This window comes from Adonisia turfae CCMR0081 (assembly GCF_011009555.1).
In the GTDB taxonomy this organism is placed as follows: domain Bacteria; phylum Cyanobacteriota; class Cyanobacteriia; order Phormidesmidales; family Phormidesmidaceae; genus Leptothoe; species Leptothoe turfae.
In genome coordinates this window covers 160483-165776 of the sequence record NZ_QXHD01000004.1, presented here as the reverse complement: position 1 = coordinate 165776, position 5294 = coordinate 160483, and the positions used below count along the sequence as shown (strand labels likewise).

General features: G+C 49.9%; 4 protein-coding genes. 3 read left to right on the top strand and 1 reads right to left on the bottom strand.

Annotated elements, in window-relative coordinates; genetic code table 11:
- The 3 genes from DXZ20_RS04970 to DXZ20_RS04960 form a co-directional block, all read left to right on the top strand.
- On the top strand, positions 1-615 hold a 615-nt coding region (locus DXZ20_RS04970; RefSeq protein ID WP_250565626.1), incomplete at its 5' end, for a methyl-accepting chemotaxis protein.
- An 87-nt stretch (positions 616-702) separates the two neighbouring features.
- Entirely contained in the window at positions 703-3717 is a 3015-nt protein-coding gene (locus DXZ20_RS04965) for a hybrid sensor histidine kinase/response regulator (RefSeq protein WP_250565625.1), read from the top strand.
- 98 nt (positions 3718-3815) lie between these two features.
- Positions 3816-4295: a chemotaxis protein CheW gene (locus DXZ20_RS04960; RefSeq protein WP_163664964.1), complete on the top strand. Its 480-nt coding sequence runs from the start codon at positions 3816-3818 to the stop codon at positions 4293-4295.
- A 20-nt stretch (positions 4296-4315) separates the two neighbouring features.
- Here the strand turns inward: DXZ20_RS04960 and DXZ20_RS04955 are convergent.
- Positions 4316-5294, bottom strand: a 979-nt coding sequence (locus tag DXZ20_RS04955; RefSeq protein ID WP_489670944.1) for a M74 family metallopeptidase, incomplete at its 5' end; no start/stop codon positions are given.

Here is a 5294-nt window from a genome sequence, read left to right as displayed (position 1 = left end):
GCCATGAACCGCACGGTTGATGGCATCATGACCATTCGCTCCACCGTAGCCGATACTAACCAGCGCATTAAACGGCTGAGTGAGTCGTCCCAGAAAATCTCGAAGGTGGTCAGTCTGATCAGTCAATTCACCACTCAAACCCAGCTACTGGCACTGAATGCCTCTATCGAAGCCACCCGCGCAGGGGAATATGGTCGCGGCTTTGCCGTTGTCGCGGACGAAGTGCGATCGCTAGCCCGACAATCTGCTGAAGCAGCCACCGAAATTGAACAGCTAGTGCAGGAAATTCAGGTGGGTACCGCAGAGGTTTCAACCGCTATGGAAACGGGTATCCAGCAGGTGGCGGAAGGCACCAATCTGGTCACCGACACCCGTCGTAATTTGACGGAAATTGTAGAAGCTACCGGCCAGATCAGTAACTTGATTGAGGAAATCACCGAAGCCACACACCAACAGGCCGATGAGTTTAAGGGGGTGACGGCCACCGTGACAGAAGCCACCACCACCGCTGCTCAAACCTCGAAAAATTCAGAACAGTTAACCCTATCCATTCATCAACTGTTAACGACTGCCAAGGCGCTTCAAGCCAGTACGGGCACTGAATCAGTGTTCTAACAGTCGAACATCGTAGCGTCCTTTGTTTAACCTAATCCCAGGGCGCTACCAGACTTTTACATGCCATAAAAATCTCGTTTTCAGTGAATGATGACTTCTGATTCCGTGCATTCCCAGCAGGTACCCTCTTACTTTTTGCAAGAAGCCTCCGAGTTGCTTCAGCAAATGGACGGTGAGCTGCAAACCCTCAGCCAGGATTTTGGTGTCCAGAAGGTCTATGCATTGATGCGAATAGCCCATACTCTGAAAGGAGCCGCTGCCAGTGTCGGATTAGACCACATTAAAACAACCACCCATTCCCTAGAGAATGTGTTTAGGGCATTGTGTAGTCCCAATGCCTCCCTCACTCCTGCCATAGAATCACTCATTTTTGAGGGCTATGGCTGCTTACAGTTGCTACTTTCGGCCCAAATAGCAGAGGCCCAGATTGATGAGCCCAGCATTTTGGAGCGCATGGCAGATGTGGTCTCTAAGTTGGAAAAACATCTGGGCAGTCGGTTTGGACAGGATGGTTATTTACCCACATCGAGTGAGCTGGGGGTGGATATTACCCGGTCAGTTTTTGAGAAAGGCATCACGCAACGTCTCCGGCAATTAGAAGTGGCCCTGGAAACGCCAGATCCAGAAAATCTTAGGTCTTTATTGCGCTCCCAGGCGGATGTTTTTGGTGGTTTAGCCGAGTCGTTTAATCTGCCAGGGTTTGGAGCAATTGTTCAAACCACGCTCAAAGCACTGGAGTGTCGGCCTGATCTGGTGGTGCAAATTGCCCAGATTGCCCTAGACGACTACCGCGCTGGCCAGCGGCTTGTCTTGGACGGCGATCGCAATCGCGGCGGTGAACCCAGCTTAATGCTCAAAAAATTGGCCACTCCCCCCAAGTCCGCCAAGAACAATTGGTTAGGACAGGTGTGGAATGCTTTAAACCAGCCGATTCCAGGGACGACAGCGAAACATCAAACTGCGACTAAATCGCAGGGCCCTCAGACAGCCGCCCCCAGCCGCCGCCCCAACTCACCTCCGTCCATTCCTGAGCAAGGAGCAGCCAACAAAGGGACATTGGACGATCTATTGACAACGTCAGAATCAGTTGCGATCGCTGAAACGAATGCTTTATTTGCAACCCACCAGGGGGGGGCTGGTTTAGACAACAGTGACTCCAGGACAGATGCCCCCCTACTATCTGACTTACCTGTTCCTAGATCGGCTCCTAAAACCTCCAGTATTCCGACCTTACATGTCTCCAACCTTAAAATATCCGTTGCTCACCTGGACCAAATTAACTATGCCATTGGTGATTTATTAACCCAGCAAAATCGGCAGGCCCTTCACAATCAGCAATTAGCAACCGCCAGTAAGGCCCTACTCAACCGACTAGAGCAGCAACAACAACAGTTAACCAAATTACTCAACCAAGCCAGCAATAGCACCCTCGCCCACCCCACCACCCGCAGCACTGAATACCAGTTCGATACATTAGAATTCGACAACTACAGCGAACTTCAGCTGCAAGTCCAGGCGTCCTTGGACACCTTAGTGCAGCAAATAGAAAACGCTGAAGCCATTGAACTGTTTGTGCGCCAGAACACTCAGGCCGTTGAAAAACAGCAGCGGTTAATTAAAACTCTACGAGAAACCGTGGTCACAGCGAGAATGCAGCCCATCGACAATGTGTTTCAACGTTTTCACCAAGTTTTAGGGCGCTTAGTGGCTCAACAAGGCAAACCCGTAGAGCTATTGATTGAAGGTGGTCATGTCCTTGTCGATAAGATGATCGCTGACAAACTTTATGAACCCCTCTTGCACCTGATCCGCAATGCCTTTGACCACGGTGTCGAAAAAGCATCAGAGCGTAAACAGCAGGGAAAGATAGAAGACGCTAAAATCACGCTATCCGCAAAACAAGAAGGGCACCACCTCAGCATCACTGTGCGAGATAATGGTCGTGGTCTTAACCTTGATAGCATTCGGGAAAAAGCGATCTACCAACAACTGATCACAGCAGATGAGGCTCAACAACTAACATCTGACCAAATCAGCGAACTAATCTTTGAGCCAGGTTTTTCAACATCAGCGCAAGTTAATGACATCTCAGGGCGAGGGTTTGGGCTCGATGCGGTACGGGCTCAAATATATCCCCTCCACGGCAGGGTGACGGTCACCCATAAACCTGACCAAGAAACCTGTTTCACCCTGGAGCTTCCGACTCATTTAACAATTGCCAGATTGTTGCTCTGTCAAACAGGTGAAACACTATATACCTTTATGACCGATGCCATTGAGCAAATTCTCGTTCCTAAACCTGAGCAGTTAAGTACCCGTAATGAGAGAAAAATGCTGAGCTGGGAGCTGGAAGGTAAAGAATATTTAGTGCCCGTCATTTCCCTTGCAGATGCCCTCAACTACAACGCCAAACTTCCCCATAGCCATTGGCAAAGAACAGACCAGACAGCCGATATATCCAGTCCAATTTTGATTATGCGACACCAAGATAAGATCTTGGGTCTAGAATGCGATCATCTTTTGGGAGAACAAGAACTCGTCATTCGCTCCCTGGGAGATATGGCCTTTACCCCCGAGTATTTCTATGGCTGTAGCATTCTCCCCAATGGTCGTCTCAGCCTGGTCATTGATGGCAGTCTGTTAACGGTGAATGTTTTACAACAGTCTTCTCAAACATCAACCGTAAGTTCTCCTCCTCCAGGCCATCAAGCTGAACCATCGACTCTAGAGAAACAATCGATCTTAATCGTTGATGATTCCATTACGGTGCGTAATACCCTAGCCCAGGGATTACAAAAGGCTGGCTATCGGGTTATCCAAGCTAAAGAAGGCAATGAGGCGTTACAAAAATTAGAGCACACGCCAGTGACAGTTATCTTGTGTGACTTAGAAATGCCAGGCATGAATGGCTTTGATTTTCTAAGAGCGCGCCAGAGAATCCCAACCGTTGCATCGGTGCCAACGATTATGCTCACGTCCCGAACAGGGGATAAACATCGTCACCTGGCTCAGTCTTTGGGGGCCGATAACTATTTAACCAAGCCCTATTTGATGCCTCAGCTGATTGAAACCATTAACAATGTCTTAACGCCGGACGCTTAAGCATTAAATTGCGAACATTCCGCAACATAGCCCCATCTTTTATCGATAGGGCGTTTTCAAACGCCTTGAAGACCCACCGCTCCCCTGTACTCCTCCCTATGGATAACAACACACCAGAGATAGAACGATTTATCACCTTTGACGTAGGTGGCTACTGGTTTGCCTTGCCCATGATGTCCATTCTGAAAATTGTTAACTGCCCACCCCCTACTCAAGGGGGAACTGTGGGCATTGGCTTAGTGCAGTTGGGCTCCCACACAGTCCGGCTCTTAAATTTACATAGAGAAGTCGGTAAGACGGCTGAAGCCTCACCTGATCATGCTCCCTTTCTAGTGGTTGTTCGCACCCCTCAAAAGGAGCTATGGGGCATCGCCTTGGAGGAGCCACCCGACTTGATAGAACTCCCCTTGACCCTCTTCAAACCAGTATCCCTGGAACCCCCGTTTGACCACAAGACAAACTGGATTAGTCACATGGCGATTGTGTCTGAAAAGGATAAGGACAGCGATCGCACCCTGCTATTGTTAGATGTCCATGCCGTCTTTCAACATGACATTGGTCAACCTGTCAGCGCCTAGCGCCCTCACTAGCAACCACATTAGACCTGCGGGGGCACATTGATCTCAAAATGAATGTGATCATCATGGCCGCCTGCGCGTCGGCATAGCCTTTTGCTAATCAGAGCGGGATCGTTGAAATACAGAGTCCTCTTATCGACCCAAGGTTGTGCTCGTAACGCCTTTAAGATGGCCTCGGTTGCATTGCGATCGTAGTTAGCATTAGACCATCTTGTGCCGCCAAACCGTCCTCCCTTACGGGGTAGCACGATATCCCCCGCATTGCCGCTTTGATGACCAGAATGATCCGGCGTGCGCCCTCCCTTGGGGAGACTGACATCATTAACGGCCATGGGGGCAATCTCTGAACGATTTTTACGATAGGCCAGCTCATAGTGAATACCGGCTGATCGAATCACATTGCTAATCCAATCGATACCATAGTCATGGCTATCCCCTGGCTGGTCTAACACTTCCACGTTATAAAAGCCCACCCCCTGGCCTGGCATCCGCATCCATTTGGGGGCATTCGCGGCTTCTAAAAACTGCTGGGTTTTACCCCCGACATCCACTCGCCCATCACCTCGAAGTGTGGTACTGCCTGAGATCGCAGACTGAAATAGCTGAATAGCCTGGATCAGATTATTCATGGAGTTGCCTGCCGCAAAGTCATATCCCAGGACCACTAAACGGTCGCGGACAAGTTTGACATCACTGGCTCGATTTGACCCTCCAGACCCAACACTGGCACTAAGCGCAAGCTTCTGGCCCCCTGGATGTTTCTCAATGTAGGGGGTAAGGGTTAGAGACGCCATATCCGTAGCCTCCCCCGCAACCACCTTCAGCCGACGCATCTGGGGCTTAGGCACGGCTAAAAAGACGGACTGAAAAGCCCACTGGTTATTCCCATTAACCGTTGTTGTTGCAATGGGCTTTTGGTTGTTGTCCACATAAAGGTTCACCGTTTTACCCACCAAATCATCACTGGTGGTGCCCGCCAGCTGATAGGGGTGGTAGATT

Bases quoted from the DNA above. Each gene is read 5' to 3' on its own strand.
- DXZ20_RS04965 (WP_250565625.1), top strand. From the start codon at position 703: ATGATGACTTCTGATTCCGTGCATTCCCAGCAGGTACCCTCTTACTTT.
- DXZ20_RS04960 (WP_163664964.1), top strand. From the start codon at position 3,816: ATGGATAACAACACACCAGAGATAGAACGATTTATCACCTTTGACGTA.